Annotated in this window: 19 protein-coding genes and 4 pseudogenes; 14 read left to right on the top strand and 9 right to left on the bottom strand. The window is 65.0% G+C overall.

Features of this window, described 5'->3' with window-relative positions:
- The first annotated feature begins 64 nt into the window (after positions 1 to 64).
- On the top strand, positions 65 to 2,089 hold the full coding sequence (locus AMD14_RS18745) for a M3 family metallopeptidase (protein ID WP_045714614.1): 2,025 nt from the start codon (positions 65 to 67) through the stop codon (positions 2,087 to 2,089).
- A 159-nt stretch (positions 2,090 to 2,248) separates the two neighbouring features.
- Positions 2,249 to 3,074 (top strand): annotated as a pseudogene (locus tag AMD14_RS18740) (hypothetical protein).
- 89 nt (positions 3,075 to 3,163) lie between these two features.
- On the opposite strand, the gene fabB reads toward AMD14_RS18740, so the two are convergent.
- Positions 3,164 to 4,372, bottom strand: a complete 1,209-nt coding sequence (gene fabB / locus AMD14_RS18735; protein ID WP_011052407.1) for a beta-ketoacyl-ACP synthase I — start codon at positions 4,370 to 4,372, stop codon at positions 3,164 to 3,166.
- Entirely contained in the window at positions 4,372 to 4,887 is a 516-nt protein-coding gene (gene fabA / locus AMD14_RS18730) for a 3-hydroxyacyl-[acyl-carrier-protein] dehydratase FabA (protein WP_011052406.1), read from the bottom strand. Before fabA ends, fabB begins: the two co-directional genes overlap by 1 nt.
- Positions 4,888 to 5,233: 346 nt before the next feature.
- On the opposite strand from fabA, the gene dinB reads away from it, so the two are divergent.
- The 4 genes from dinB to AMD14_RS18710 all read left to right on the top strand — a co-directional run bounded on the left by dinB (position 5,234) and on the right by AMD14_RS18710 (position 10,777).
- The gene (gene dinB / locus AMD14_RS18725; protein ID WP_011052404.1) at positions 5,234 to 6,313 is read left to right on the top strand and encodes a DNA polymerase IV; all 1,080 of its coding nucleotides are present in this window, start codon (positions 5,234 to 5,236) and stop codon (positions 6,311 to 6,313) included.
- A 142-nt stretch (positions 6,314 to 6,455) separates the two neighbouring features.
- Complete coding sequence (gene gph / locus AMD14_RS18720; protein WP_015463621.1) at positions 6,456 to 7,106, top strand: phosphoglycolate phosphatase; 651 nt, start codon at positions 6,456 to 6,458, stop codon at positions 7,104 to 7,106.
- A 432-nt stretch (positions 7,107 to 7,538) separates the two neighbouring features.
- Positions 7,539 to 9,755 (top strand): TonB-dependent siderophore receptor, encoded by a 2,217-nt coding sequence (locus tag AMD14_RS18715; protein ID WP_157860653.1) that lies wholly within the window; start codon positions 7,539 to 7,541, stop codon positions 9,753 to 9,755.
- A 59-nt stretch (positions 9,756 to 9,814) separates the two neighbouring features.
- Positions 9,815 to 10,777, top strand: coding sequence for an alpha/beta hydrolase (locus tag AMD14_RS18710; RefSeq protein WP_011052401.1), 963 nt, complete (start codon positions 9,815 to 9,817; stop codon positions 10,775 to 10,777).
- Between the two features lie 56 nt (positions 10,778 to 10,833).
- Here AMD14_RS18710 and AMD14_RS18705 read toward each other — a convergent pair.
- From AMD14_RS18705 to AMD14_RS25380, 3 genes and pseudogenes are all read right to left on the bottom strand, one after another.
- Positions 10,834 to 11,199 (bottom strand): annotated as a pseudogene (locus AMD14_RS18705) (TfoX/Sxy family protein); the annotation flags it as partial.
- Entirely contained in the window at positions 11,196 to 11,678 is a 483-nt protein-coding gene (locus AMD14_RS18700) for a free L-methionine (R)-S-oxide reductase MsrC (RefSeq protein ID WP_003484068.1), read from the bottom strand. The pseudogene AMD14_RS18705 and the gene AMD14_RS18700, both read right to left, overlap by 4 nt.
- A 9-nt stretch (positions 11,679 to 11,687) precedes the next feature.
- Positions 11,688 to 11,970: pseudogene (locus tag AMD14_RS25380) on the bottom strand (hypothetical protein).
- A gap of 67 nt (positions 11,971 to 12,037) precedes the next feature.
- Between AMD14_RS25380 and bioD the strand changes: the two are divergent.
- On the top strand, positions 12,038 to 12,712 hold the full coding sequence (gene bioD, locus AMD14_RS18690; RefSeq protein WP_005926566.1) for a dethiobiotin synthase: 675 nt from the start codon (positions 12,038 to 12,040) through the stop codon (positions 12,710 to 12,712).
- A 113-nt stretch (positions 12,713 to 12,825) separates the two neighbouring features.
- Here bioD and AMD14_RS18685 read toward each other — a convergent pair whose 3' ends face one another.
- Positions 12,826 to 13,161 (bottom strand): phasin family protein, encoded by a 336-nt coding sequence (locus tag AMD14_RS18685; protein ID WP_011052398.1) that lies wholly within the window; start codon positions 13,159 to 13,161, stop codon positions 12,826 to 12,828.
- Between the two features lie 193 nt (positions 13,162 to 13,354).
- Positions 13,355 to 13,708, bottom strand: a complete 354-nt coding sequence (gene queD / locus AMD14_RS18680) for a 6-carboxytetrahydropterin synthase QueD (protein ID WP_003484074.1) — start codon at positions 13,706 to 13,708, stop codon at positions 13,355 to 13,357.
- 268 nt (positions 13,709 to 13,976) lie between these two features.
- On the opposite strand from queD, the gene AMD14_RS18675 reads away from it, so the two are divergent.
- Both AMD14_RS18675 and AMD14_RS25590 read left to right on the top strand, forming a co-directional pair.
- Entirely contained in the window at positions 13,977 to 16,598 is a 2,622-nt protein-coding gene (locus tag AMD14_RS18675) for a TonB-dependent receptor (RefSeq protein ID WP_015463620.1), read from the top strand.
- A gap of 174 nt (positions 16,599 to 16,772) precedes the next feature.
- Positions 16,773 to 19,068, top strand: a pseudogene (locus AMD14_RS25590) (transferrin receptor-like dimerization domain-containing protein).
- 201 nt (positions 19,069 to 19,269) lie between these two features.
- Here AMD14_RS25590 and AMD14_RS18665 read toward each other — a convergent pair.
- Positions 19,270 to 20,652, bottom strand: coding sequence for a DEAD/DEAH box helicase (locus tag AMD14_RS18665; protein ID WP_011052394.1), 1,383 nt, complete (start codon positions 20,650 to 20,652; stop codon positions 19,270 to 19,272).
- A 382-nt stretch (positions 20,653 to 21,034) separates the two neighbouring features.
- Here AMD14_RS18665 and AMD14_RS18660 point away from each other — a divergent pair, with 382 nt between their 5' ends.
- Both AMD14_RS18660 and maiA read left to right on the top strand, forming a co-directional pair.
- Complete coding sequence (locus AMD14_RS18660; protein WP_005920827.1) at positions 21,035 to 22,024, top strand: fumarylacetoacetate hydrolase family protein; 990 nt, start codon at positions 21,035 to 21,037, stop codon at positions 22,022 to 22,024.
- A gap of 31 nt (positions 22,025 to 22,055) precedes the next feature.
- On the top strand, positions 22,056 to 22,718 hold the full coding sequence (gene maiA / locus AMD14_RS18655) for a maleylacetoacetate isomerase (RefSeq protein WP_011052393.1): 663 nt from the start codon (positions 22,056 to 22,058) through the stop codon (positions 22,716 to 22,718).
- A gap of 365 nt (positions 22,719 to 23,083) precedes the next feature.
- On the opposite strand, the gene AMD14_RS18645 is transcribed toward maiA, so the two are convergent.
- Positions 23,084 to 24,217, bottom strand: coding sequence for a PilT/PilU family type 4a pilus ATPase (locus tag AMD14_RS18645; protein ID WP_003484093.1), 1,134 nt, complete (start codon positions 24,215 to 24,217; stop codon positions 23,084 to 23,086).
- Positions 24,218 to 24,315: 98 nt separating this feature from the next.
- Here AMD14_RS18645 and AMD14_RS18640 point away from each other — a divergent pair, with 98 nt between their 5' ends.
- The 3 genes from AMD14_RS18640 (at position 24,316) to AMD14_RS18630 (ending at position 26,156) form a co-directional block, all read left to right on the top strand.
- Positions 24,316 to 24,699 (top strand): DUF4398 domain-containing protein, encoded by a 384-nt coding sequence (locus AMD14_RS18640; RefSeq protein ID WP_005914753.1) that lies wholly within the window; start codon positions 24,316 to 24,318, stop codon positions 24,697 to 24,699.
- On the top strand, positions 24,696 to 25,586 hold the full coding sequence (locus AMD14_RS18635) for an OmpA family protein (protein WP_011052392.1): 891 nt from the start codon (positions 24,696 to 24,698) through the stop codon (positions 25,584 to 25,586). The genes AMD14_RS18640 and AMD14_RS18635 overlap by 4 nt, the downstream gene beginning before the upstream one ends.
- A 351-nt stretch (positions 25,587 to 25,937) precedes the next feature.
- Positions 25,938 to 26,156, top strand: a complete 219-nt coding sequence (locus tag AMD14_RS18630) for an HP1242/YdcH family protein (RefSeq protein WP_003484103.1) — start codon at positions 25,938 to 25,940, stop codon at positions 26,154 to 26,156.
- The last annotated feature ends 139 nt before the right edge of the window (positions 26,157 to 26,295 follow it).

Below are 26,295 nucleotides of genomic sequence, written 5' to 3'. Positions count from 1 at the left end.
CGGTTTGCCTGCCACGTTTGCCGATCTTTGAATCTACTTATCCAGTCCATTGCCGGAGCGCTCCATGACCAACCCGCTGCTCGATCTGTCCGGACTGCCGTCCTTCGATGCGATCCGCCCCGAACACGTGGGCCCGGCGATCGACCAATTGCTCGCCGAGGCCGAGGCGGCGGTGAAGGCAGCCGAGCAGGTCAGCCCGGTGCGCTGGGACAGCTTCGTCACGCCGCTGGACGATGCCACCGAGCGGCTATGGCGTGCCTGGGGGCAGGTGGGGCATCTGCAGGCGGTGGTCAACACGCCCGAGCTGCGCGAGGCCTACAACAGCAACCTGCCCAAGGTGAGCCGCTTCGGCAGCGCGCTGGCGCAGAACCTGGCGTTGTATGCGCAATACAAGGCACTGGCACAATCGCCGGAAGCCGCACACTTCGATGACGCGCGTCGCAAGGTGCTGGACAATGCGCTACGCGATTTCCGCTTGGGCGGTGCCGAACTCGATGATGCCGCCAAGGCGCGGTTCGCGCAGATCCAGGAAGAACTCTCGGCGTTGGCAGCCAGGTTTTCGCAGAACGTGCTCGACGCCACCGATGCGTGGTCGTACCTGACCGAAGACCAAACCCAGCTGTCGGGACTGCCGGCCGAAGTGATTGCCGCCGCACGCGCGGCCGCCGAAAAGGACGGCGTGCCGGGCTGGAAATTCACCTTGCAGATGCCGTGCTATCTGCCGGTGCAGAGCGATGCCGACAGCCGCGACCTGCGCGCGCGGCTGTATCGCGCCAATGCCGAGCGCGCGTCCGAATTCGGCGATGCCACGCTGGACAACAGCGCCAACATCGATCGCATCCTGGCCCTGCGCGCCGAGTTGGCACAGCTGCTCGGCTTTGCCAGTTACGCCGACTATTCGGTTGCTACCAAAATGGCGCAGAGCCCCGACGAGGTGATGGGCTTCCTGCGCGATCTGGCTGCGCGCGCCAAGCCGCATGCACAGCGCGACCGCGCCGAACTGGAAGCCTTTGCGCGCGACGAGTTGGGTCTGGATGAACTGCAGGCCTGGGACCTGGCCTACGCTTCGGAAAAACTCAAGCAGGCGCGTTACAGCTTTTCCGAGCAGGAGGTGAAGCAGTACTTCACCGAGCCGAAGGTGCTGGCCGGCCTGTTCGATGTGATCCACAGCCTGTATGGGCTCACCGTCAAACCCGACAGCGCACCGGTCTGGCACCCGGATGTGCGGTTTTACCGGTTGGAAGATGCGCACGGCGCCCTGGTCGGCCAGTTCTATCTGGACCTGTACGCGCGTGAAGGCAAACGTGGCGGCGCGTGGATGGACGATTGCCGCAACCGCCGCAACACCGCCAACGGCGTGCAGACGCCGCTGGTGTATCTGGTGTGCAACTTCGGGCGCGGCAGCGGCGATGCGCCGGCCACCTTTCGCCACGGCGAAGTCACCACGCTGTTCCATGAAATGGGCCACGGCCTGCATCAGTTGCTCACGCGCGTTGGCGAGCTGGGCGTGGCCGGCATCAACGGCGTGGAATGGGACGCGGTTGAGTTGCCCAGCCAGTTCATGGAAAACTTCTGCTGGGAGTGGGCGCGCGTGCAGGCGATGACCGCGCACGTGCAGACCGGCGAGCCGTTGCCGCGTAACCTGTTCGATCGCCTGCTGGCGGCGCGTAATTTCCAGAGCGGCATGTTCACCGTGCGTCAGCTGGAATTCGCCTTATTCGACATGCAGCTGCACGGCAGCTACGACCCGGCCCAGGACAGCGTGCTGCAATTGATCGAGCGCGTGCGCGACGAAGTGGCGGTCAATCGGCCGCCGGCATGGAATCGCTTTCCGCATCAGTTCAGCCATATTTTTGTCGGCGGCTATGCGGCCGGCTATTACAGCTATAAATGGGCCGAAGTGCTCAGCGCCGATGCCTATGCCGCATTCGAAGAAGCGCCAGATCAACTGGAGCAGACCGGCGCACGGTTCCGCGCCGAGGTGCTTGCGCGTGGCGGCAGTCGTCCGGCGGCAGAGAACTTCCGCGCCTTCCGCGGTCGGGCCCCGACCATCGATGCGCTGCTACGGCATAACGGCATGGCGGGCTGAGAGGCCTGTACGGCCAATTGGCATCTGCATTGCATTGGTGAACGGTGCAGTCCACGCAAGCGTTATGCGAAATTTATGCTTCATTCCTACTGGATTGCAGCTTTTTTATTTAGGCACTTGCTAGAGTCTGATCGTGTCCAACGCGGCCAGGAGTCAAAAATGGTGATTGGCAACGTGTCATCCATGACGTCGCATGCGGCGACCGGCATTGATGTGGAAGCGGGTATCGATAGTCAAACTGCATCGGTACCTGCCACACCCTCCAGCGAAAATGCGTTGTCTTCGCTTGGACGGGCACCATCCCGTGCGGCGATTCGGGCCAATACCGACGTTTCTGCAGAGCCCTCGCATGCCGATGCGCCGGGCTTATTGCAGCAGGTGGGCGCATACGGCGGCCCATTAGTGGACGCAGCGGCGTCGGGGCTCTCGGTGGCCGCTGCACGACTGTCTGCGTCGCAGCAGCGGCCAGCCGAGCTCACCAGTATTGTCAGTGGTGCCCTGTGGGCTGGTGGCGCGGTCATCAACCAGGCCGGCAACGTGCCCGCCAATGCATTGGTTTCAAGCGCCAATCTGGTAGGCGCTGCCGCTGGCGTACTCAGTGCGCTGACTCCTTCGCTGAACGGAAACGACAGCACCCGTGTGGCGTATGCATCGGCGGCGGCCTGGGCATTGAACGGTGGGGCCAACCTGGTGCGTGCTGCCAGCGATACCGCCACCGTTCTTCCAAGCCGGGTGCTGCAGGGCGTCAGCGGTGCAGCAAACATCGCCGCTGCCGGGCTTGCCGCTGCCGCCACTACGGCCGCTCAGCAGGACGCGCCGCTCACGGCGGTGAAACTCTAGCACCGCCTCATCCGTGGTCTGGGGCGTCGGCGCGGCTGCCGCGTTCGGATCGGCCTGGATGGCGCGTCCGCATGAAACCCCCTCTGCAGCCGCAGGATCGTCTGATGACCGCAGTCGGCCCAGCAGTCTCGGGCAGGACTCTTGATCGGCGGTTTACGTAGGCGCTGCAGCGCGACAGACGACATCGTGTGAATGCCTGCATCGGCTTGGACGGCACCGATGCGGGTAGATGGTTTAGGTTCGCCCGAAGACCAGTGCCGCGTTGGTGCCACCAAAGCCGAAACTGTTGGACATCACCGTGTTCAAGGTCGCGTCCTGCGTCTGCCGCAAGATGGGAAAGCCTTCGGCGCGCGGATCGAGGTCGTCGATATGCGCCGAGCCGGCCATGAAGCCATCGCGCAGCATCAGCAGGCTGTAGATCGCCTCGTGCACGCTGGCCGCGCCCAGCGAGTGCCCGGAGAGCCCCTTGGTCGAAGACAGCGGCGGCACGTTGTCGCCGAATACCTCGCGCACCGCGCCCAGTTCGGTGACATCGCCCAGCGGCGTGGACGTGCCATGCGTGTTGAGGTAATCGATGGGACGCTGCAGCCCCTGCATGGCCATTCGCATGCAGCGCACGGCGCCTTCGCCGCTGGGCGCGACCATGTCGGCACCGTCGGAGGTCACGCCATAGCCGAGCAGTTCGGCATGGATGCGTGCGCCGCGTGCGATGGCGTGATCGTAGTCTTCCAGCACCAGCATGCCGCCGCCGCTGCCGATGACGAAGCCATCGCGCTGCGCATCGTACGGGCGCGAGGCCACGGCGGGGCGATCGTTGGAACCGGTGGACAGCGCGCCCATCGCATCGAACATCACGCTCATCGTCCAGTGCAGTTCTTCGCCGCCACCGGCGAACATCACGTCCTGTGCGCCATGCCGGATCAGATCTGCCGCCGCACCGATGCAATGCGCAGACGTCGCGCACGCGGCCGACAGCGAGTAGCTCAGTCCGCGTATTTTGAACGCAGTGGCTAGCGATGCGGACACTGACGAACACATCGTGCGCGGCACCATGTATGGGCCCACCTTGCGCACGCCACGGTTGCGCAGCAGATCGGCGGTTTCCACCTGCCATTGGCTGGAGCCGCCACCGGAGCCGGCAATCACGCCGGTACGCAGGCCGCTGACCAGCTCGGCATCCAGGCCCGCATCGGCGATCGCGTCGCGCATTGCCAAGTACGCGTAGGCCGAGGCATCGCCCATGAAGCGTTTGAGCTTACGGTCGATCAGGCTGTCCAGATCCAGCGCCACCGCACCGCCGACCTGGCTACGCAGGCCTGCTTCGGCGTGATCGGGCAGCGCGGTGATGCCAGAGCGGCTCTCGCGCAATGCGCTGGAGACGGTGTCCAGATCGTTGCCCAGGCATGAGGTGATGCCCATTCCGGTAATGACGACGCGACGCATCAGAAATTCTCCGTTGAAGTGAACATGCCCACACGCAGATCCTTGGCGGTGTAGATCTCGCGCCCATCCACCAGCATGCGTGCATCGGTCTGCGCCATCACCAGCTTGCGGTTGATGACGCGGCTGACATCGATCTCGTAGCGCACCAGCCTGGCGCTGGGCAGCACCTGGCCGGTGAACTTGACCTCGCCGCAGCCCAATGCGCGGCCACGGCCCGGCGCGCCGATCCAGGTGAGGAAAAAGCCGGTGAGCTGCCACATCGCATCCAGGCCCAGGCAGCCTGGCATCACCGGGTCGCCGATGAAGTGGCAGCCGAAGAACCATAGGTCAGGGCGGATATCCAGTTCGGCACGAATCACGCCCTTGCCATGTGCGCCGCCGGTGTTGCTGATCTCGGTAATGCGGTCGAACATCAGCATCGGATCATTGGGCAGACGGCCACTGTCGGGCGCAAACAATTCCCCACGCGCGCTGGCCAGCAATTGGTCACGCGAGTACGTACTTTGACGAGTCATGACGAACGTTTCCTGCAAAGGAGCGAAAGGCGAGGCCGGGAAGGGTGCATGAGGTCGCGCGGTTCAATCAAACGTTTTATCCGTACGCATGCGTGCTGTTTTCCGCTGACTGCGCAGCGCGCAGATACGCTGCTGCATGCCACATCACAGCGCTCGGGCCTGCGGTCGATGCGTGCGTGCAGGCCCGCGTTGTCGGCTTTGCACGCGCTGTCGTCGGATGCGCAACCGTTGGTGTTCGGCGCGCGCTCGTGCTCGCTTTACGAATGCGCGGTGATGTCCCTCGACGCAAGATGTGAGACGGCGCTGGCTTATCATGGGCGCAGACCTGCGACAGAGAATCCGCTTGATGCGCAAGATCGTGCACGTGGACATGGATGCGTTCTACGCGTCCGTGGAGCAGCGTGACGACCCTAGCCTGCGTGGCAAGCCGGTGGTGGTGGCCTGGCGCGGTGCGCGTTCGGTGGTGTGCGCGGCCTCCTACGAAGCGCGGATCTTCGGCATTCGCTCGGCAATGCCGGCCGTGCGTGCCGAACGCCTGTGCCCGGATGCGATCTTCGTGCCGCCGGATTTTACGCGCTACAAGGCGGTGTCGCGGCAAGTGCGCGAAATTTTCCATCGTCATACCGACTTGGTGGAGCCGTTGTCGCTGGACGAGGCATATCTGGACGTCACGCACGCCAAAACCGGCATGCAGCTGGCCACCGAGGTCGCGCAGTTGATCCGCACGCAGATCCGCGAAGAAACCCAGCTCACGGCATCGGCCGGCATCGCGCCGAACAAGTTCCTGGCCAAGATCGCGTCGGATTGGCGAAAGCCCGATGGCCAGTTCGTGATCGCGCCCAGCCGCGTGGATGCATTTCTGCTGCCGCTCAAGGTCAATCGCATTCCCGGCGTGGGCAAGGTGATGGATGGCAAGTTGGCGGCGCTGGGCATCGTCACCGTGGCCGATCTGCGCCAGCGGCCATTGGAAGAACTGCAGGCGCATTTCGGCAGTTTCGGTCAGAGTCTGTATCGCCGCGCGCGCGGCATCGACGAGCGCCCGGTCGAGCCGGATCAGGAAGTGCAATCGGTCTCCTCGGAAGACACCTTCAGCGAAGACCTGGCGCTTGATGCGTTGGCCCCGCACATCCTGCGCCTGGCCGAAAAAACCTGGCTGGCCACGCGCCGCACCGAACGCATCGGCCGCACCGTCGTGCTGAAATTGAAGACCTCGAATTTTCGCATCCTGACGCGCTCGTACACGCCCGAGCAGCCGCCTACCTCGCAGGAGGCGCTGGCGCAGATCGCCCTGGCATTGACCCGCCGCGTGGAGCTGCCCGCGCAGACGCGCTATCGCCTGGTCGGTGTGGGCTTGGGCGGTTTCAGCGATGTCGAGAATGGCGCGGTGCAGGGGCAGCTGTTCGGCCAGATGCCGCCGTTGGAGTGAGCGGTCCGTGCCGCATTGCGTGTCGCATGCGGCGATGGCTGCATCTGACGCAGGCGGCGAGCAATCCCCAGCGCTTCGCAGTGACGCGCGCTGAATCTTGCACTGCGTACACTGCGCCTCTCCCCCACACGAGGCCGTCCGAATGTTTCCGTATTCGCTGGTGATCTTCGATCTGGATGGCACGCTGGTGGACAGCGCACCCAATATTGCCGAGGCTCTCAACGGCACCTTGCAGGAGCTGGGGCTGCAGCAGTTCAGCGAAGAAACGATCCGCGGCTGGATCGGCGAAGGTGTGCATGTCCTGCTTGCCATCGCACTGCGCGAAGCCGGCAGCACCTGCGATGCCGATGCGGCGATGCCGGTGATGATGCGCCATTACGAGGCGAGCCTGCTGCACGACCCGCAGTTGTATCCCGGCGTTGCCGAGGCGCTGACGGGCTTGCGCGATGCGGGCGTCACGCTGGCCTTGTGCACCAACAAACCTGCGCGTTTTATCGCGCCGTTGCTGGAGCATCTGGGCATCGCCGCGCACTTCAGCCGTGTGCTCGGTGGCGATTCGTTGCCGCAGCGCAAGCCCGACCCGGCGCCGCTGCTGCAGCTTGCCAACCATTTTCAGCGTCGCCCGCAACAGTGTTTGATGGTCGGCGATTCGGCCACCGATGCCGCCGCTGCGAACGCCGCGAACATGCCGTTGGCAATGGTGCGTTACGGCTACCTGCGTCGCTTCGATGTGCAGACCGCCGGTGCCGTGGCCATCATCGACGACATGCGCGAGCTGCTTGCGTTGAGGTAAGGCGCGCTACGCGATTGGCGTGTGTTGCAGACACCGCCTTTATCAAGGCGGTGTCTGCAACACGGCTCTGCGTCACGGCGTTCGGCGCGTTTGATTGACACCATTTGCGCGACCGTCGCGTCTATACGCAGTTGATGCAGATGCCCGCGATGCGTGCGCCGGACGTGACTGTATGCGGTGCCGCAGGACTGCACTGCCGGCATGCGGGTGCGCCATCATCACGATTCGATTTGAGAATGAATCGCATCTGTGTAGAATGCCCGGATAATCTTGACTGCTGCACTGCCTCGCACACGCGTCGTGAGCCTGCTGCACGCAGCACCCCCACCGTGTCACCTCAAGCCGTCGCCAGAGGTCTATCTCCTGTCGAGAGGTTTGAAAATGTCCGCATCACGCCGGCCATGGATGTCTGTGCCTGCACGTTGTCCCATTTTGTCCCATCGTCAGCTGGTGCTGGCCGTTGCGGTGGGTTGCGGCAGCTGCATCTTCAGCGCTTCCGCCGAAGACATCGTCGCCGATCCGCAATCGCTGGACACCGTGCACGTCACTGCAGCGCAGATTGCGCGCCAGGCGCTGGGTACTTCGGTCATCACCGCCGAAGATATCGAACGGCGCCCGCCGGTCAACGATCTTTCGCAGCTGCTGCGCAGCATGCCCGGCGTCAATCTCACCGGCAACAGTGCCTCCGGGCAGTACGGCAATAACCGCCAGATCGATCTGCGCGGCATGGGGCCGGAAAACACGCTGATTCTGGTCGATGGCAAGCCGGTGGGATCGCGCGATGCGGTGCGCATGGGGCGTAGTGGCGAGCGCAATACACGCGGCGACACCAACTGGGTGCCGGCCGATGCGGTGGAGCGCATCGAGGTGCTGCGCGGCCCGGCGGCAGCGCGGTACGGCTCGGGCGCCTCCGGTGGCGTGGTCAACATCATCACCAAGAGACCCACCGGCGATCTGGCCGGTGCGATGACGCTGTTCGGTCTGGTCCCGCAGCACAGCGCCGAAGGCGGTGGTCAGCGCACCGGATTCCAGTTCAGTGGCCCGCTGTCGGACACGTTTTCGTTCCGTCTGTACGGCAATCTCAACAAGACCGATCCGGATTCGCTGGAGCTCAATCGCCGCTTTGCGAGTAACGCCGCCGCAGTGCCGCCGGCCGGACGCGAGGGCGTGCGCAACAAGGACATCAATGGCCTGTTGCGCTGGGATCCGATGGAAGGGCAAGTGATCGAACTCGATGCCGGCTTCAGCCGCCAGGGCAATCTGTATGCGGGCGATCGCGCGGTCAGCGCCGATGGTCTGGCCGGCGCAGATCTCACTGTCTTGTTCGGCAGCGAAACCAACACCATGTTGCGCCGCACGTTCTCGCTCACCCATCGCGGCACCTGGGCGCTGGGAACCTCGCGCCTCACCGCTGCCTACGAAGGCACCGACAACACCCGCCTCAACGAAGGCCTGGCCGGTGGCCCGGAAGGCTCCATCGCCACCAACCTGCTCGATTCCACCGCCACGCTCGATAACCTCAACATCGACGGCGAGTTCAACCTGCCACTGCAGGCATGGGCCGAACAGGTGCTGACATTCGGTTTCGAGCGCCGCCAGAGCCGTCTCAACGATGCGTATTCGATGTCGCAGACGGTGAGCGCCGGTGGCGGCTTCCCCGGTCTGGATGCAGGCACGCGCAGTCCACGCAGCCAAGCCTCGCTCAGTGCCGTGTATCTGGAAGACAACATCTACGCCAGCGAGCGGCTGACGCTGACGCCAGGCGTACGCCTGGATCACCACAGTCAGTTCGGCAACAACCTCAGCCCCAGTCTCAACGTGCAGTACAGGCTCAGCGAAGACTGGTTGCTCAAGGGCGGCATCGCGCGCGCCTTCAAGGCCCCCAACCTGTATCAGTCCAACACCAATTATCTGTATTACACGCGCGGCAATGGCTGCCCGGTGCTGTTCCCCAACCTCGGTTCGGGCTGCTATATCCAGGGCAACGACACCCTCGATCCGGAAACCAGCATCAATAAGGAGATCGGCATCGAGTGGGCACCGCAGAGCGGCTACCATGCCTCGCTGACTTACTTCCATAACGCGTACGACGACAAGATCGTCGCCGGTCTGGTGCCGGTCGGCACCACCGCCGATGGACGCGGGCAGGTCTTTCAGTGGACCAATGCATCGGAGGCGATCGTGCAGGGCGTGGAAGGCAATCTCACCCTGCCGTTGCTGGGTGAGCAGGGTCGCGTGTTGAAGTGGAATAGCAACATCACCTACATGATCGAGAACAAGAACACCGCGACCGGTCAGCCGCTGTCGGTGATCCCGGAATACACGGTCAACACCACGCTGGATTGGCAGCCGACGCAAGCGTTGTCGCTGCTGCTCGCCGGCACGTTCTACGGCAAGCAGGAATCGGCCACGCAGTCGAGCACCAGCGGCGGCGCCATCGCCTCCGACACGCGCGAGCCCTACGATGTATGGAGCATCAGTGCGCGCTACCGCGTCACCCGCACGGTCAGCCTCGGCGTGGGCGTGGACAACCTGTTCGACGCCCGGCTGTTTCGCGAGGGCACCAACAACACCGGTGGTGCAGCAGGCGCCGCCACCTATAACGAACCGGGGCGCGCGTATTGGGCGACGTTGCGCTTTGGTTTCTGATGTTTGGCCACCACAACACTGCCGCTGCCGGGCGGGCGGTGCGCGTGAGGAGAGCTTCGATGCATCGCTATCGGTGGACCGTTTGGGTTTGCATGTCGCTATGGCTTGTGTGTGCCACGCCGGCACTCGCGCAGCCGGATCTGTCTCGCACGATCGGCAGCACCGTTGCCGACCGTGCCAGTGCGTCCTATGCGTTCAGCGCGCTGCAACTGACGGCTGCCGATGGGCAACGGCGGTATCGCATACGGATCGCCGTGCCAAAAACGCCACCGCCGGCGGCCGGTTATCCGGTGGTGTATCTGCTGGATGGCAACGCGGCATTGATGGAGCTGGACGCGCATCTGCTCGACAGCCTGTCCACGCACGGCGATGCACCGGTATTGGTGTTCATTGCCGATGACAGCGCGCTACGCATCGATGCGATCGGCCGCAGCCTGGATTACACACCCGCGCGTTACGGCGATGGCCGCGTGGAGACCGATCCGTTGAATCCGCAACGTCGAACCGGCGGCGCGGCCGCGTTCGCGCAACTGATCGCGACGCGCATTCGCCCGCAGGTGGAGGCGCGCGTGGCGGTGGACACTCGCCGGCAGACCGTGTGGGGCCACTCGTACGGTGGGCTGTTCGTGTTGCACATGCTGCTGACGCAGCCGCAGCTGTTTCAACACTACGTCGCGGTGGATCCGTCGCTATGGTGGGGCGATGGCTTCATCGTCGATCAGGCGCACCGCCTGGTGGATGCTGCGCAAGCGACAGACGCATACACGCCGCAGGTATTGCGGAGCGTGACGGTGATGGCAGGCGAGGGCGAACCTCCCACACGCAACCCAGCAGCACGCGCCATGCCAACCGAGCGGTCCGGAAGGCCACGCGCAGATCCGCACGCAGTCCCCAAGCTCGTCGCGCTGTTGTCCTCGTTACCGGGCATCAAGGCCGACTATCGGCCGCTTCCCGGTCTTACGCACGGACAGACGCTGGGTGCCTCGCTCGCACCCACGCTGCGGGACGCCGCCGCGCGTTGACGCCACGCGCCGCATGCACGGTGCCGCACGCCGCGCGCCCAGTCGTCGTGTGCCGTCTCCGCGGCGTCATCGGCTGCAGTGTCCGCATCGCCGTGCATATCGTCGTCGGCACGCGCGTAATGCACGGTTTCCACCGGTCCGCCGATGGCGCGGCCGCGCACCGGCAGCAGCGCGCTGGCCGCTTCGTATTCGGCGAGCAAGGCGTGCCGGCGCGCTTCCGGCACGTCCTGCCAATGGCAATCGGCCAACGCACCTTCCAGCGAATACAGCAGATTGAGGCTGGGCTTGAAGCCCGCGCGGCGCACCTTGACGAATGCGCCCACCGCACCGGCCGCTTGCAGGTCCTGCTGCGTGCGCAGCCCGACCTGGCGCAGCCACGCCGCGCTCTTCGGGCCGATGTTGCGCATCCGCTCGGTGGTCACGCCAGCGCGTCTACGAAGAGTTGCGCAATGGCTTCTAGGCCACGTTGGTCGTCGGCATCGAAGCGGTCCAGCTCCGGGCTATCCAGGTCCAGCACGCCGATCAGCGCATCGCCCTTGACCAGTGGAATCACCAGCTCCGAGCGCGATGCCGAATCGCAGGCAATATGCCCAGGGAACGCGTCCACATCGGCAATGCGCTGGCTCTGCCGGGTACTGGCAGCCGCACCGCACACGCCCTTGTCCAGCGGAATGCGCACGCATGCCGGCAGGCCCTGGAACGGCCCCACCACCAGCTCGCGGCCGTCGTAGAAGTAGAAGCCGGCCCAGTTGAGCGACGGCAACGAATGGAAGATCAGCGCGGCCAGATTGGCGGCATTGGCAATCCGGTCCGGCTCGCCGTGCACCAGTGCCTGGGCCTGGGCGGTGAGCTGGGCATATTGTTCCGGCTTGCTGCCGGTCAGCGAAGAGGTGGTGAACATCGGCAAAGTTTAGCAGTGGCCGTCTTGCAGCGTGGTTGCGAGCGGGCAGGGAACGCGCAAGAGCTGCCATCCGCAGGGCGCTCCGACCCGCGGGCATCACAACATGCAGAATGCGCCGAAGCGGTACGCATGTTCGACACCGCGCTCTTATCTCGCGTGCCCGACCGCGGACATCGGCATCTGCTCCAGCTGGTCCCACCGCTGACTCGCCATCATCGGCCAAGGCAGCCAGGGCTGCGCACGTAGGCAGCGTGCTCCCGCAGGCAAACGAGAAACAACCGGCCTCAGCCATGGATCCGGTGTGCACGTTATGCTGCGCGCCCTCACGGCAATGGCGGCGCGGCCGCAGGATCAGGCGTATGCAGCATCCAGCTTTTTATGTCACCGGCACCGATACCGGCATCGGCAAGACCATGGGCAGCACCGCGCTGTTGCACGCGTTGCGCGCACGCGGCCATCGGGCCGTCGGCATGAAGCCGGTGGCCAGCGGCTGCGAACACACGCCCCACGGCTGGCGCAACGAAGACGCGCTCGCGCTGCAGGCGGCCAGCGATCCTCAGCCGGATTACGCCGTGCTCAATCCCTACGCCTTGCCGGCGCCGCTGGCACCGGAGCTGGCAGCAGCTGAGGTCGGCGTGACGCTGGCGCTGGAGCCGATCGTGCAGGCCTTCGCACAATTGCGCACGCAGGCCGAGGTGGTGGTGGTGGAAGGCGTCGGTGGCTGGGCCGCGCCGCTGAGTGCGACGCTGGATCAAGCCGATCTGGTGTGCGCCTTGCAGCTGCCGGTGGTGCTGGTGGTCGGCGTGCGGCTGGGCTGCATCAACCACGCGCGCCTCACTGCTGCTGCCATTGCTGCCGATGGGCTGCAGTGCATCGGGTGGATCGCCAATGAAGTGGATCCGCAGATGGAGCGCATCGAAGAGAACATCGGCATGCTGCGCCAGCGCCTGGCGATGCCGTACTGGGGCCGGATCCCGTGGCGCCCGGGCGCCGACGCTGCCACCCAGGCGCACGGGCTGCAGTTGCCGCGCTAGCTGGCACGGCGCGCTTGCGCAGGCAATAAAAAAGCCCGACAGAGGGAGGGATCTGTCGGGCCGGATTGCACGGGGGGAGGGACCCATGCAAAGACGCTGAATTTTATTGGCGCTTACTCACGCCGGGTCTTGCCTGATGCGCCGGCCTGATCGCTGCCGTTTTCGAACTGTTGCTTGGCAAACTGCCCAAGCTCGCTGGACATCTTCAATCCCAGCCCGACCACTTCCTGGTTGACCGAGGCCAAGCGTTCCAGGTTGTCGCGCGCTACCTGCAGGCCTTTCGGCCAAAGCGTCTGATACGCGCCCAGATCGCGCGCCTGCGCAAACTCGCCGAAAAAGCTGCTGGTTGCGTTGACGTTGCGTTCCAGCGTTTCCAATGCCAACTGGTTGGCACGTGCTGCGGCAGAAGCGAACTGGCTGGTGAAACTGTTTTCGAACTGCGCCGACATTGCGAACCCCTTGGGGAAAGCCGTGACCGTTTGTTGCGTTGCAGCATACACCCATATTGTTGCGATGCAACACGTTTGCTGAAGATTTTCGAAACAGCTGTCAAAGTGCTTGCATATCAACCGGTTAGCTGGCTCCGGAAACGACGAAGCCGCCCAAGCGGGCGGCGTCAGGTCACACTAGTGCGCTGTGCGCTCAGCCGCGGTAGCGGCAGCCGGAGGTGCAGGTTTCATGCACCACGATCTCGCTCAGCTGCGGCAGCGCCGGCTTGAGCTGCTGCCAGATCCAGATCGCCAGGCGCTCGCTGGTGGGGTTTTCCAGTCCCTCGATTTCGTTGAGGTAATGGTGGTCCAGGCGGTCGTAGATCGGCTGGAAAGCGGCCTTGATGTCGCCGAAATCCATGATCCAGCCGGTCTCGGCGCCGGGTTCGCCGCTGACATGCAGCTCGACGCGAAACGAATGGCCGTGCAGGCGCGCGCATTTATGCCCAGGGGGCACGTTGGGAAGCCGGTGCGCGGCTTCGAGGGTAAAGACTTTGAAGATATCCATGCGCGGCATTGTAAGTGCGCCGGGCCGTATGGAGCCCACGGCACGCGCAACGCTGCAGTACTTTTCGCATTTCCAGGCGATGGCGACCGCTTGCACGCGATAGGTCAGGGCAGCACCGGGCCAGGTCCGATGCGCTGGCAACGTCCTGGTGTGTCAGCGTGTGTCACCGTGACGCATATCTGTATGCAGATATGTAATTTTTGTTAGTAAAGCGTACATGGCCCACTGCACGGCCCCCTGTTCATGGATGCCGTGCGTGAAGCGCCCTATGCCTTATCTGCTGTCTCTTGCCGTGTTGTCGGTGCTGATCCCGCTTGCACATGCCGACGAGGCAACACCCGCCACCGGCAAGACCCTGGCTACCGTCAGCGTCACCGGTTCCAACATCAAGCGCAGCGACAGCGAAGGCCCAAACCCGGTGCAGGTGATCGACCGCCAGCAACTGGAGCAGTCCGGCAAGGTCACCGTGGCCGACGCGCTGCGTTCCATCTCGGCCAACACCGGCAACGCCACCAATGAAACCACCAACAACGGCTGGGCGTCCGGCTCGGCGGGCATCGGCCTGCGCGGACTGTCGCAGAAGAACACGCTGGTCCTGCTCAACGGTCGCCGCCTGGCCAATTACGGCTTTCCCGCCAATGGCCTGGGCGACACCTTCGTCAATCTCAACGCGCTGCCGCTGGTGGCAGTGGAGCGCATCGAAGTGCTCAAGGATGGCGCCTCGGCGGTGTACGGCTCCGACGCGGTGGCTGGCGTGGTCAATATCATCACCCGGCAGGATTTTCAGGGCGCCGAACTGGGCCTCAGCGGCGGTACCTCCGATCAGGGCGGCATGGACACGCAGCGTGCCAAATTCGTCGGCGGGATCGGCGATCTGGACAGCGACGGTTACAACATCCTTTTCAGCTTCGACGCCTACAACCGCGACCGTCTCGATCAGGACCAGCGCGCACTGACCCGCTCGGGCATCTATAGCGATCTGCCGGGCGGGCGCTGGAATGGCTGGTCGGCCAAGGGCGCACGTTACCTGGTCGGCGGCCGCTCGGTGCCGATGCTCGATGCGCAGGGCAACTGCCCCGCCGGCACGGTGCTGACCGCCAGCGCGCCGATCGACGGGCTGGCCGGCGACACCTGCGGCTTCAACCAGGCGCCGTTCACCACGTTGATTCCCTCTACCAAGCGCTATCAGGCCTACACCAACGCCACCTTCCGGCTCAGCGATTCTGTCGAAGCGTTCGGCGAGGCGCTCTACAGCGAGGTCAAGGGCGTGTCGATCTTCGGCTCCAGCCCGTACTTCACCTTGGAAGGCGGCCGCTTTGCGTTGAACGCCAGCACTGGTCTGGCCGAGCCGGTCTCCAACCTGCTGCCGGCTTCCAGCCCCTACAACCCGTACGGCACGGCGGTGCCGATCGAATACACCTTCTTCGACCTGGGCCAGACGGTCAAAACCAATCGCTCGCAGTCCTACCGCTTTCTCGGTGGCGTGCGCGGCACCACCGAACGCTGGGACTGGGAGGCGGCGGCGTTCGCCGCACGCAGCACCGAGCACGAAACCGTGTCCGGCGGTTTTGCCAATCGCTTCACCTTGGCGCAGGCGTTGGCCGACGGCAGTTACAACCTGCTTGATCCAGCGGCGACACCGCAGGCGGTGATCGATGGCATCAACCTCAGCACCTTGCGGCCTGCGCAATCGACCTTGCGCGGTGTCGATGCCAAGGTGTCGGGCAATCTGTTCGAGCTGCCGGCCGGTAGCGTCGGATTCGCCGCCGGTGCCGAGTGGCGGCAGGAAGAACTGGTGTCGCGTAATCCGCTGCAGATCGATCAAGGCCTGCAGATCCGCCCGGCAATTGCTGCGGTGGACGGCGAGCGCAAGGTGTCTGCGCTGTATGCCGAAGTCAACGTACCGCTGCTGCCATCGCTGGAGCTGCAACTGGCCGGGCGTGGCGATCACTACAGCGATTTCGGCGATGCATTTTCGCCCAAGGCCAGCTTGCGCTGGCAACCGCTCGATGCGGTGCTGGTGCGCGCGGCGGCCTCGCGCGGTTTTCGTGCGCCGTCGCTGTCGGAGAATGCGGCCAGCACCAATATTTCCTACGGCTCGGTGGTGGATCCCTACGATCCGGATGTGCCGGGCTCGCGCCAGAACCCGACTTTTTTCACTGTCGGCAACACCGCGCTCGACCCCGAGCGCACCCGCAGCTACAACCTGGGGGTGGTGTTGTCGCCGTGGGCGGAGACCAGCCTGAGCGTGGACTGGTACAAGATCGAACTGGACAACCTGGTCGGCACCGGCAACAACGCCACCATCGTGCAGAACAATAATCCGGCCGATGTCGTGCGCAACGAGCGCGGCACCCTGGTGGCGGTGTACAACCGCTATCAGAATCTCAGCGAGCTCAGCACCTCCGGAATCGATGTCGAACTGCGCCAGCGTTGGCGCACCGAGGCGGCCGGCAACTTCGGGCTCAACACGGCTTACACGCATGTCCGCGATTACCGTCGGCCCACCGTGGTCGGTGGCCCGCTGCAGGATTACGCCGGCAGCAATCTCGGCCCGTCGCTGCCCCGCAACAAGGCCACCACCACGCTGGACTGGAATCTGGGCACCATCAGTGCCGCGTTGACCTGGTACTACACCGGCGGCTACGACCAGAAGGCCAGCGCGGCAGCGAGTGCCGTGCAGTCGCGCGTGGGCGACTACAACCAGTTCGATCTGTATCTGGGCTACACCGGCATCGACGCGCTCACGCTGTACGCCAAGATCGAAAATCTGGCCGACAAGCAGCCGCCGGTCGATGCGTCGTTCCCCGGGATTCGCGCGCCTTACGACTTCACCCAATACGACTTGCGCGGCCGCTATTTCACGGTGGGGGTGGATTACCGGTTCTGATTCGCGCACGCAGCGCCGATGCGCGTGGTGGAGAGTTGCCACTAACACCGCCATCGCGCCACCGCCCGCTGCACCGTCAGGTTCGCGACCTCGTTCGTGCGATGGTGGCCTGCCTGCCATCGCTTTGAACGACTAATCGCGCTTCGCCTCGAACCCTTTCTTCAAGGACTCACAATGACTTCTTCGCAGCATGCCTGGCTGATCGCCATGGCCCTGGCCGCACCTTCTGTAGCCGCGCAATCGGCCGCACAACCTGCAGCTCACGCGGGCGCGCTGCCCGGTTACGACGCCGCGGCCGCCCAGGCGCAACGCGCGCTGGAGGCACGCTTCGACGACGGGCTGAAGGACGCCGATTATCGTGGCTGGTTGAAGCAATGGTCGTCGGCGCCCAATCAGGTCGGCGCACCGCACAACCTGGTAAACGCCCGCGATCTGCAAACGCGCCTGCGCGACTACGGCTGGGATGCGCGGATCGAAACCTTCGAGGTGCTGTGGCCGTCGCCCAGGAGCTCGCAGCTGGAATTGCTTGGCCCCAAGCCCTATATCGCGCGCTTGAAAGAGCCGCCGCTGGCAGGCGACAACACCTCCACGCAGACCGAACACGTGCTGCCGCCGTACGTGATCTATGGCGGCAACGGCGATGTCACCGGCGACCTGGTCTACGTCAACTACGGCATTGCCGAAGACTACGAAGCGCTGGCGCGCAACGGCGTGGATGTGCGCGGCAAGATCGTCATTGCGCGCTACGGCAAGGGTTGGCGCGGGCTCAAGCCGCGGCTGGCGCAGGAGCATGGCGCGATCGGAGCGATCATCTATTCCGATCCGCGCGACGACGGCTATTTTCAGGATCAGGCCTATCCCGATGGACCGGCGCAATCAGTGGAGCGTGCAACGCGGCTCGGTTGCCAACTTCGCCATCTACCCAGGCGATCCGCTGACGCCGGGCGTGGGCGCAAGCAAGGGCGCCAAGCGCCTGAAGATCGAACAGGCCGGCAGCGTGTTGAAGATCCCGACCCTGCCGATCAGCTGGGGCGACGCACAGCCGCTGCTGGCCGCGTTGGGCGGCCCGGTAGCACCGGAAGACTGGCGCGGCGCCTTGCCGATCACCTACCGCATCGGCGGCGATGCAAAGGCACGCGTGCATCTGAAGGTGGATGCCGACTGGGGCAGCCAGACCATCTACAACGTCATCGCCACCTTGCGCGGCAGTGAATATCCAGACCAATGGGTGGTGCGCGGCAATCACCGCGACGGCTGGGTATTCGGTGCGGCCGACCCGCTATCGGGCACCACCGCGCTGCTGGCCGAAGCCAAGGCGATTGGCGAGCTGGCCAAACAGGGCCAGCGTCCCAAGCGCACGCTGGTGTACGCCAGCTGGGATGGCGAAGAGGCCGGCCTGCTCGGCTCCACCGAGTGGGCCGAGCAACACGCCGACGAGCTGCGACGCAAAGCGGTGCTGTACGTCAACACCGACGGCAATGGACGCGGCTTTCTCAACGCCGGTGGCAGTCACGCGTTGCAACGCCTGGTCAACAGCGTGGCGGCCGACGTGCAGGACCCGGACAGCGGCGTGAGCGTGCTCGAACGTCAGCGCGCGCGTGCGCGCATCGACGCACTGGCACCCGCCGCCAAGCCGGCGCAGAAGGACATCGCAAAAACCGCTGCGGGCGGCGGCGACATTCCGCTCAAGGCGCTCGGTTCGGGCAGCGACTACAGCCCCTTCCTGCAGCATCTGGGCCTGGCCACGCTGGATCTGGGCTATGGCGGGCAGGGCGGAGGCAGTGGTGTCTATCACTCGCTGTACGACTCCTACGATTATTTCGCACGCTTCATCGATCCGCAGTTCGCCTATCTGCCGCTGTTGTCGCAAACCGTGGGCCGTACGGTCCTGCGCGTCGCCAACGCACCGGTGTTGCCGCAGCGTTTCGGCGACTTCGCCGATGCGGTGGCCGGTTATGCGCAGGAGCTCAAACAACAGGCAGACAGCGACCGCACTGCGGCGCGCACGCAGGCCGAGTTGCTGCAGGCCGGCGCCTACGCGGCGGTGGATAACCCGAACCGGCCGCAGCGTGCGCCCGAGCCGAAAGCGGCGGTGCCGCAGATCGATTTCGCTGCACTGGATCAGGCGATCACGCGCCTGCAGGACAGTGCCAAGCGTTACGACATGGCATTGGCCGCACGCGGAGGCAATCTGGATGCGCACGTACGCAGCAAGCTCAACGCCTCGCTGCAGCGCATCGATCAAACCCTGCTGGCCGAGGCTGGTCTGCCCGGCCGGCCGTGGTACCGCAACCTGATCTACGCCCCCGGTCTGGCCACCGGTTACGAGGTCAAGACCTTGCCCGGTATCCGCGAAGCGCTGGAAGACCGCCGATGGGAGGACCTGAGCCGGTACATCGTGCAGACCGCCGCAGTGCTGGACCGCTACCGCGAGGCGATCGATCGCAATACTGCGCTGATCGAAGGCTAACTTGGCGCTGCTGCACAGCACGACTGGCAGCACTGCATGGCAGCGATGACGCCACGGCCGCCAGGCGTGGACGATGCGTGTTGCACGCGGCCCGGTTCGCCACAGCGCGGTTGCTGCAGTGCGCCCACGAAAAAAGCCGCCCCGAAGGGCGGCTTTTCAGTTCAACGCCAACCTGGCGCCGGACGTGCCGGCGCGCAGGATTCAGCGCGTACCGCTCGGACGCTGACCACCACGACCACCATCGCGCCGGCCTGCACCCGCGCCAGTGTTGGCCTGACGCGGCCCGTTGCTGCGCTGGCCACCCGGCTTCTTCGGGCCGGCATGCGCGTGCGCCTGACGTGGTGCATCGCCGTGCGGACGACGGGCATGGCTCTTGCGCGGCGCGCGATCGCCACCCGGCTGCTCGGCACGACCCGGCGCGCTGTTGCCCCAGCGGATCGGGGTCTGCGGCTCGTAGCCCGGCACGTCGCGGATTTCCACATCGCGGCCCAGCATGCGCACGATCTGGCGCAGCAGCTTGGCTTCGTCCTGCGCCACCAGCGAAATCGCCTCGCCGGTTGAGCCATTACGGCCGGTGCGGCCGATGCGGTGCACGTAGTCCTCGGCCACCATCGGCAGATCGTAGTTGATGACCTTCGGCAGTTGATCGATATCGATCCCGCGCGCGGCGATATCGGTGGCCACCAGCACGGTCACGCGGCCGGCCTTGAAGTCGCTCAGCGCACGCATGCGCTGCCCCTGGCTTTTGTTGCCGTGGATCGCCGCGGTCTTGATGCCGGACTTCTCCAGGAACAGCGCCAGCTTGTCGCTGCCGTGCTTGGTACGGGCGAAGACCAGGGTCTGCTCGCGGCTGTCCTGCGCCAGCAGATGCAGCAGCAGATCGCGCTTGCGCGCGCCGTCGACCGGGTGCACGCGGTGGGTGATGCTCTCGGCCACGGTATTGCTCGGGGTGACCTGGATCTGCACCGGGTTGCGCATGAACTCCAGCGCCAGCTGCTTGATGTTCTCTTCGAAGGTCGCCGAGAACAGCAGCGTTTGACGATCCTGGCGCGGCAACTTAGTCAGGATGCGCTTGATGGAGGGCAAGAAGCCCATGTCGAGCATGCGGTCGGCTTCGTCCAGGATCAGCACTTCGATGCCGGACAGGTCCACGCTGCGACGTTCGATATGGTCGATCAGGCGGCCCGGGCAGGCGATCAGCAGGTCCACGCCACGACGCAGCGCATCGAGCTGGTTGCCCATGCCCACGCCGCCATAGATCACCGCGCTGGGGATGCGCAGGTACTTGCTGTAGCCGCGCAGGCTGTCGTGCACCTGGGTGGCCAGTTCGCGGGTGGGGGTCAGGATCAGCGCGCGCGGCTTGCGCGGGCCGTTGACGGTCTGCGGCGCGGTGCCCAGGTGCTGCAACAGCGGCAGGCCGAAGGCAGCGGTCTTGCCGGTGCCGGTCTGCGCGCCGGCCAGCAGGTCGTGACCGGCCAGGACCAGCGGGATCGCCTGCTGCTGGATCGGGGTGGGGGTTTCGTAGCCCTGCTCGGCCAGCGCGCGCAACAGGAAGGGCGCAAGGCCCAGGGATTCAAAAGACATCAGGAAGCTCCAAGTAAAGCGTCGCCGCCAAGCCAAGCCCGGAGCGCAAACGCATTGCAGATGCAAGAAAGTGAGGCTCGGAGCGTTCCCGTGAACCGCGCTGCGAGATGGCGGATCAACCCGATCAAGAAGCGATGGGTTTGTCGGCACCACGAAAGGCATCGGGTGGGGCGGGCGAGCGGATCGATCGATCCTGGCCTCGCCGGCTGTCCCTAAGGGAAACGGACGGCCGCATGCAGACCCGGCAAGTGTACTCGCGTTTGGCGCGCTGCACAAAACCGCGGTTTCGCGGTTGTGGTCACAGTCAGTTGTTTCAGTTGCAACCACTGTTGCGGCAGGCCGTACAATCGTCTGATCAGCCACAGCACAGCACAGGATGGTCATGAAGCTAGGTTCCCTGAAGGAAGGCGGTCGCGACGGCTGCCTGGTCGTGGTCGCGCGCGACCTGCGCACCGCCGTGCGCGCCACTGGCATCGCGCCCACCCTGCAGCGTGCGCTGGAGGACTGGAGCAATGTGGCGCCGCGCCTGAATGCCTTGTCGGCCTCGCTCAACGACGGCAGCGCCGATGGTGTGTTCGATCTGGATGTGCAGGCCTTGGCCGCCCCGTTACCGCGCGCCTACGAGTTCGTCGACGGCAGCGCCTACCTGCCGCATGTGGAGCGGGTGCGCCGCGCGCGCAATGCCGAAGTGCCGGAAAGCTTCTACACCGACCCACTGATGTACCAGGCCACCAGCGCCGGCTTCTATGGCCCGCGCGATGCCATCAAGGTGATCAGCGAGGACTACGGCATCGACCTGGAAGCGGAGATTGTGGTCGTCACCGACGATGTGCCGATGGGCGCTTCGCCCGAGCAGGCAGCAGCGCACATCCAGTTGGTCGGGCTGGTCAACGATGTCTCGCTGCGCAACCTGATTCCGGCCGAGCTCGCCAAGGGCTTTGGTTTCGTGCAATCCAAGCCGCGTTCGGCGCTGTCGCCGGTGTTCGTCACCCCCGACGAGCTGGACGATGCCTGGCGCGACAGCAAGCTGCATCTGCCGCTGGTGACGCACGTCAACGGCGCCTGGTTCGGCGCTCCCGAAGCCGGCAACGACATGCAGTTCGACTTCGCCCAGTTGATCGCCCACGCCGCCAAGACCCGTCCGCTGTCGGCCGGCACGATTGTGGGCTCGGGCACCATCGCCAACCAGGACACCACCTTGGGCGCCTCGTGTTTTGCCGAGCAACGCGTGGTCGAGACGCTGCGCGACGGCAAGCCCAGCACGCCGTTCATGGCGTTCGGCGACGTGGTGCGGATCGAGATGTTCGATGCCAGCGGCGCCAGCATCTTCGGTGCGATCGAACAGCGCGTCGAGCGGCAGCCGCTGCCATGACCTGCGGTGCAGCGACGGCGGGCGGTCGCGCATGAGCGCGGCCCTGGAGCTGTTTTCGTACTGGCGTTCGAGCGCGGCCTATCGCGTGCGCATCGGTCTGGGGCTGAAGGCGCTGGACTACATCGCCCAGCCGGTGCATCTGGTGCGTGACGGGGGCGAGCAGCACGCGCCGGCCTATGCGCAACTCAATCCGCAGGAACTGGTGCCGACGTTGCGGCATGGCGATGTGGTGATCGCACAGTCGCTAGCGATTCTGGAGTATCTGGAAGAGGCATTCGCGGACACCGCGGCGCTGCTGCCGCGCGCGCCTGCCGAACGCGCCCGGGTGCGCGCACTGGCGCAGCTCATCGCCTGCGATGTGCACCCGCTCAACAACCTGCGCGTCATGCAGGTGCTGGAGCGCGAGTTCGCGCTGGATGGCGCACGACGCCAGCAGTGGACACGGCGCTGGATGGAGCGTGGCTTTGCGGCACTGGAAACGCAGCTGGCGCGCGATGCGCAGACCGGGCGCTTCTGCCACGGCGATGCACCGGGCCTGGCCGATTGCGTGCTGATTCCGCAGCTCTACAACGCGCGCCGGTTCGAGGTGGATCTGGCGCCATATCCGACCCTGCGGCGCATCGAGCAGGCCTGCCTGCAGTTGCCGGCCTTCGATGCGGCGCGCCCGGAGATGCAGGCCGACGCGGTGGCCTGAGGGACGCTGTCACAGCCCTCATCCGCCCTTCGGGCACCTTCTCCCGTCACACGGGAGAAGGGCAGGCGGGCACTCATCCGGTTCGGGCTGTTGGCGCCACGCCAGGCCGACGTCGGAACGTATGTTCGAAGGCTTCGAAACCGACGCCCAAAAGCACTACGGGCCGCCGATCTTCCCTTCTCCCGCAAGCGGGAGGCTGCCGATCTTCCCTTCTCCCGCAAGCGGGAGAAGGTGGCGCCCAGCGCCGGATGAGGGCGCTTGTCGCATCGGCATCGCGAACGAGGGGCCCGTCGCAGAGTCGCCCTGAAAGACCAGGGCCAGCAGCCCCGGCGCCGCGAGATCGCCGATCACCGCCGCCGAACCGATTAGATGAACCCGTGGCTGATCTTCGGTGCCGCGGCCGCTTCGTAGTCCGCGTACGGGTCGTGCTCGCCGGAGCCGCCTTCGGAAAGACGGAACTTCAGGGCCAGGCCGTCGCGCGAGTCGGCAGCGCGCAGCGCTTCTTCCTGCTCGATTTCGCCCGACTTCACCATCCGGAACAGGCATTGGTCGAAGGTCTGCATGCCTTCTTCCAGCGACTCTTCCATCGCCTGCTTGACCTCGTGCACTTGGCCGCGGCGCAGCAGGTCGCGGATCATCGGCGTGTTGAGCAGCACTTCGGTGGCCGGTCGACGACGGCCGTCCACGCCCTTGACCAAACGCTGGGAAATGACCGCGCGCAGGTTCAGCGCCAGGTTCATCAACACGTTCTTGTGCGCGCTTTCCGGGAAGAAATTGAGGATGCGCTCGATGGTCTGGTCGGCATTGTTGGAGTGCAGCGTGGCCAGGCACAGGTGGCCGGTTTCGGCGAAGGCGATCGCCGCCTCCATGGTTTCGGCGTCCAGGATCTCGCCGATCAGAATCACGTCCGGCGCCTCGCGCATGGCGTTCTTCAGCGCGCTCTGGAAGGCGTGGGTGTCCAGGCCCACCTCGCGCTGGTTCACGATCGACATCTTGTGTTTGTGCAGATATTCGATCGGGTCCTCGATGGTGAGGATGTGCCCGGTGGTGGTGCTGTTGCGGTGGTCGATCATCGACGCCAGCGAGGTCGACTTGCCCGAGCCGGTCGAACCCACCACCAGCACCAGCCCGCGCGGGGTCATGATGACGTCCTTGAGCACCTGCGGCAGGTTGAGCTCTTCGATGCTGGGAATCCGGCTGCGAATGGCGCGAATCACCATGCCCACCTCGCCGCGCTGCTTGAATACGTTCACGCGGAAGCGGCCGGCGTCCGGCAGGGCGATGGCCATGTTGAGCTCGAGCTCGCGCTCGAACTGCGGTACCTGGCCTTCGTCCATCAACGAGTAAGCGATTTTCTTGACCATCCCCGGCGGCAACCCCGTATTGCCGAGCGGGTAAAGCTTGCCTTCGATCTTGATGTACACCGGCGCGCCGGTGGTCAAGAACATGTCCGAGGCATTCTTTTCGGTCATCAGCTTCAGGAAGTAGCCGATATCCATGCGCAATGGTTCCCCAACAAACAGCAGCGTCTCGTTGCAAGTCCGCCGCAGGCTTCCGACAATGGCCGTGCTCGAGACTTCTCGCTACGGCTCCCCTAATGACGGCTAGCTTCGCATACTTGCGGCGATCCCTGTATGGCATCGCCTGTTTCATGGTTCTTTCCTCTCCGGCCGCCGCCCAGGTGGCACCGGAGCTCACCGCCGCCGAACAGGCCGTGCAACGCGCCACCCAGGCCGATGCCGACCAATACGCTCCGGATCTGGTCAACCTGGCGCGCCAGGAATTGATGCAGGCCCAGCAGGCGCAACTGGACAAGCGCCAGCGCAAGCAGGTGCCCCAGATCGCCTTGCGCGCAGCTGCCGACGCCGACCTGGCCAAGGCCCGCAGCGAAGAAGCGGTGGTCACCGCGCAACTGGAACAGCGCAGGAAGGAAGTGGCGCAGTTGCAGAACACCCTCAATACCGGGGAGGGCGGCCGATGAAACTGCGCCCCTTGCTGTATCTCGGTGTGTTGAGCCTGGTCACGTTGCCGCCGCTGGCGATGGCGGCCAAGGACGACCTGCAGGCCGACGCGCTCAACCGGCGCCTGGCCGCGCTACAGAACGACCCGCAGACCAATGATCTGGCGCGCTTCGAGCGGCTGCAAGCACAGCAAAGCGTGGCTGCGCTGGCCGAAGCCAAGCGGCGCGACCGCGACGAGCTGGTGTTTCTGGCCGACCGCCGGGTCGAAATCGCCGAACTCACCGCCCGTACCGCGCTGGCGCGGCGCGAGTTGGACCGCCTGGAAGGCACGCGCAACGACTTGCTGATCGAAGCCAGCCGCCGCGACGCGGCACGGGCGCGCCAGGAAGCCGAACGCTTGCGCGTGCAGGCGCAGATCCAGACCGAGGCTGCCGAGCAGGCACGTCAGGCCGCCGAACAGGAAGCGCTCGCCCGCCAGGACGCCGAGCTGGCGTTGACCAGCGTGGCCGGCAAGCAAACCGCCAAGCTCAACGCGGCCCAGCAGAAGGCGGTGCAGCTGGCGCATGAGGAGGCCGAGCTGGTGGCCGGGGCCAAGCTGCCGGCGGCCAAGTTCGACAGCCGCGGCGAAGTGTTTTCCCTGGGCAGTGGCGCCTTCGGTGGCAAGGCGGCGTTGTCCGGGGATGCCGCCGGGCAGGCCAAGGCATTGGCCGAATATCTGAACATCGGCAAGAAGGGACGGGTCAGCATCGTCGGCTTCGACACCGATGCGGCCATTGCCAAGAAGCGTGCCGAAGCGCTGCGCGATGCCTTGGTGGCAGGCGGGGTGTCGGCGTCGCGGCTGCAGGTTAGCGGCACCAAGGGCGCGGCCAGCAAGGCCCGCGCGGCCGAGGTCGTTGTCGCGCCCTGATGTCGATTGTTGCAAGTGATTGGAAGTTAAGGTCTTTTAATCCGGGCATGACGCCTGGTTGAACCGCGGTCACTGATTGAGGCAGGGAACGGCAAATGCGGCCGTTTCGGTCTTGAACCCCCTTCGCGACCGGCGTAGGGTCGTACATCCGGGCAGCAACTTCGCCGCCCGGGAAGTACGGAGGGCCGGGTCAGTGATGCAGAGGCACGCAACGAGACAAGATGGTGGAGTAGTAGTTGGTGGTTCCGCCCATGTGTCGGCCTTTGCAACGCGTTGGTCTTCCATCCCCAAGCTGCGCCCCGTGCCTTCGCTGGCCGGGGCGTTCTTGTTTTAAGTGAAGGAGGTAACGCCATGTTCGAAGGGCAACCGCAGACCGAAATCGACGCATTGATGAAGTCCGATCCCCAGTTCAAGCAGCTCTACCAACGCCACAAGCTATTGAACAAGAAATGCATGGATGCCGAACTCGGGGTGCTCCCGATCGACGACGTGACCTTGGGCCAGATGAAGCGCGAGAAGTTGCAAGCCAAAGAAAAGCTCACCCGCATGTACGACCAGCTCACCCACTGATCCTTCCCCACCGTTAGAACAAGTTCACCGTCGCGGGCGGTGGCGGCCTCCTCGTCGGCTTGCCACCGTCCGCGTCTTTATGTGGAGCGCTATGTTTCCTGGCGAAGGGCGCATCGGCGGCCGGTTGAGCCTGTTTGTT

This window comes from Xanthomonas citri pv. citri (genome assembly GCF_000961215.1).
GTDB lineage: Bacteria > Pseudomonadota > Gammaproteobacteria > Xanthomonadales > Xanthomonadaceae > Xanthomonas > Xanthomonas cissicola.
Note: the sequence above shows the minus strand (reverse complement) of the source record. Positions and strands in the feature narration are given on the sequence as shown.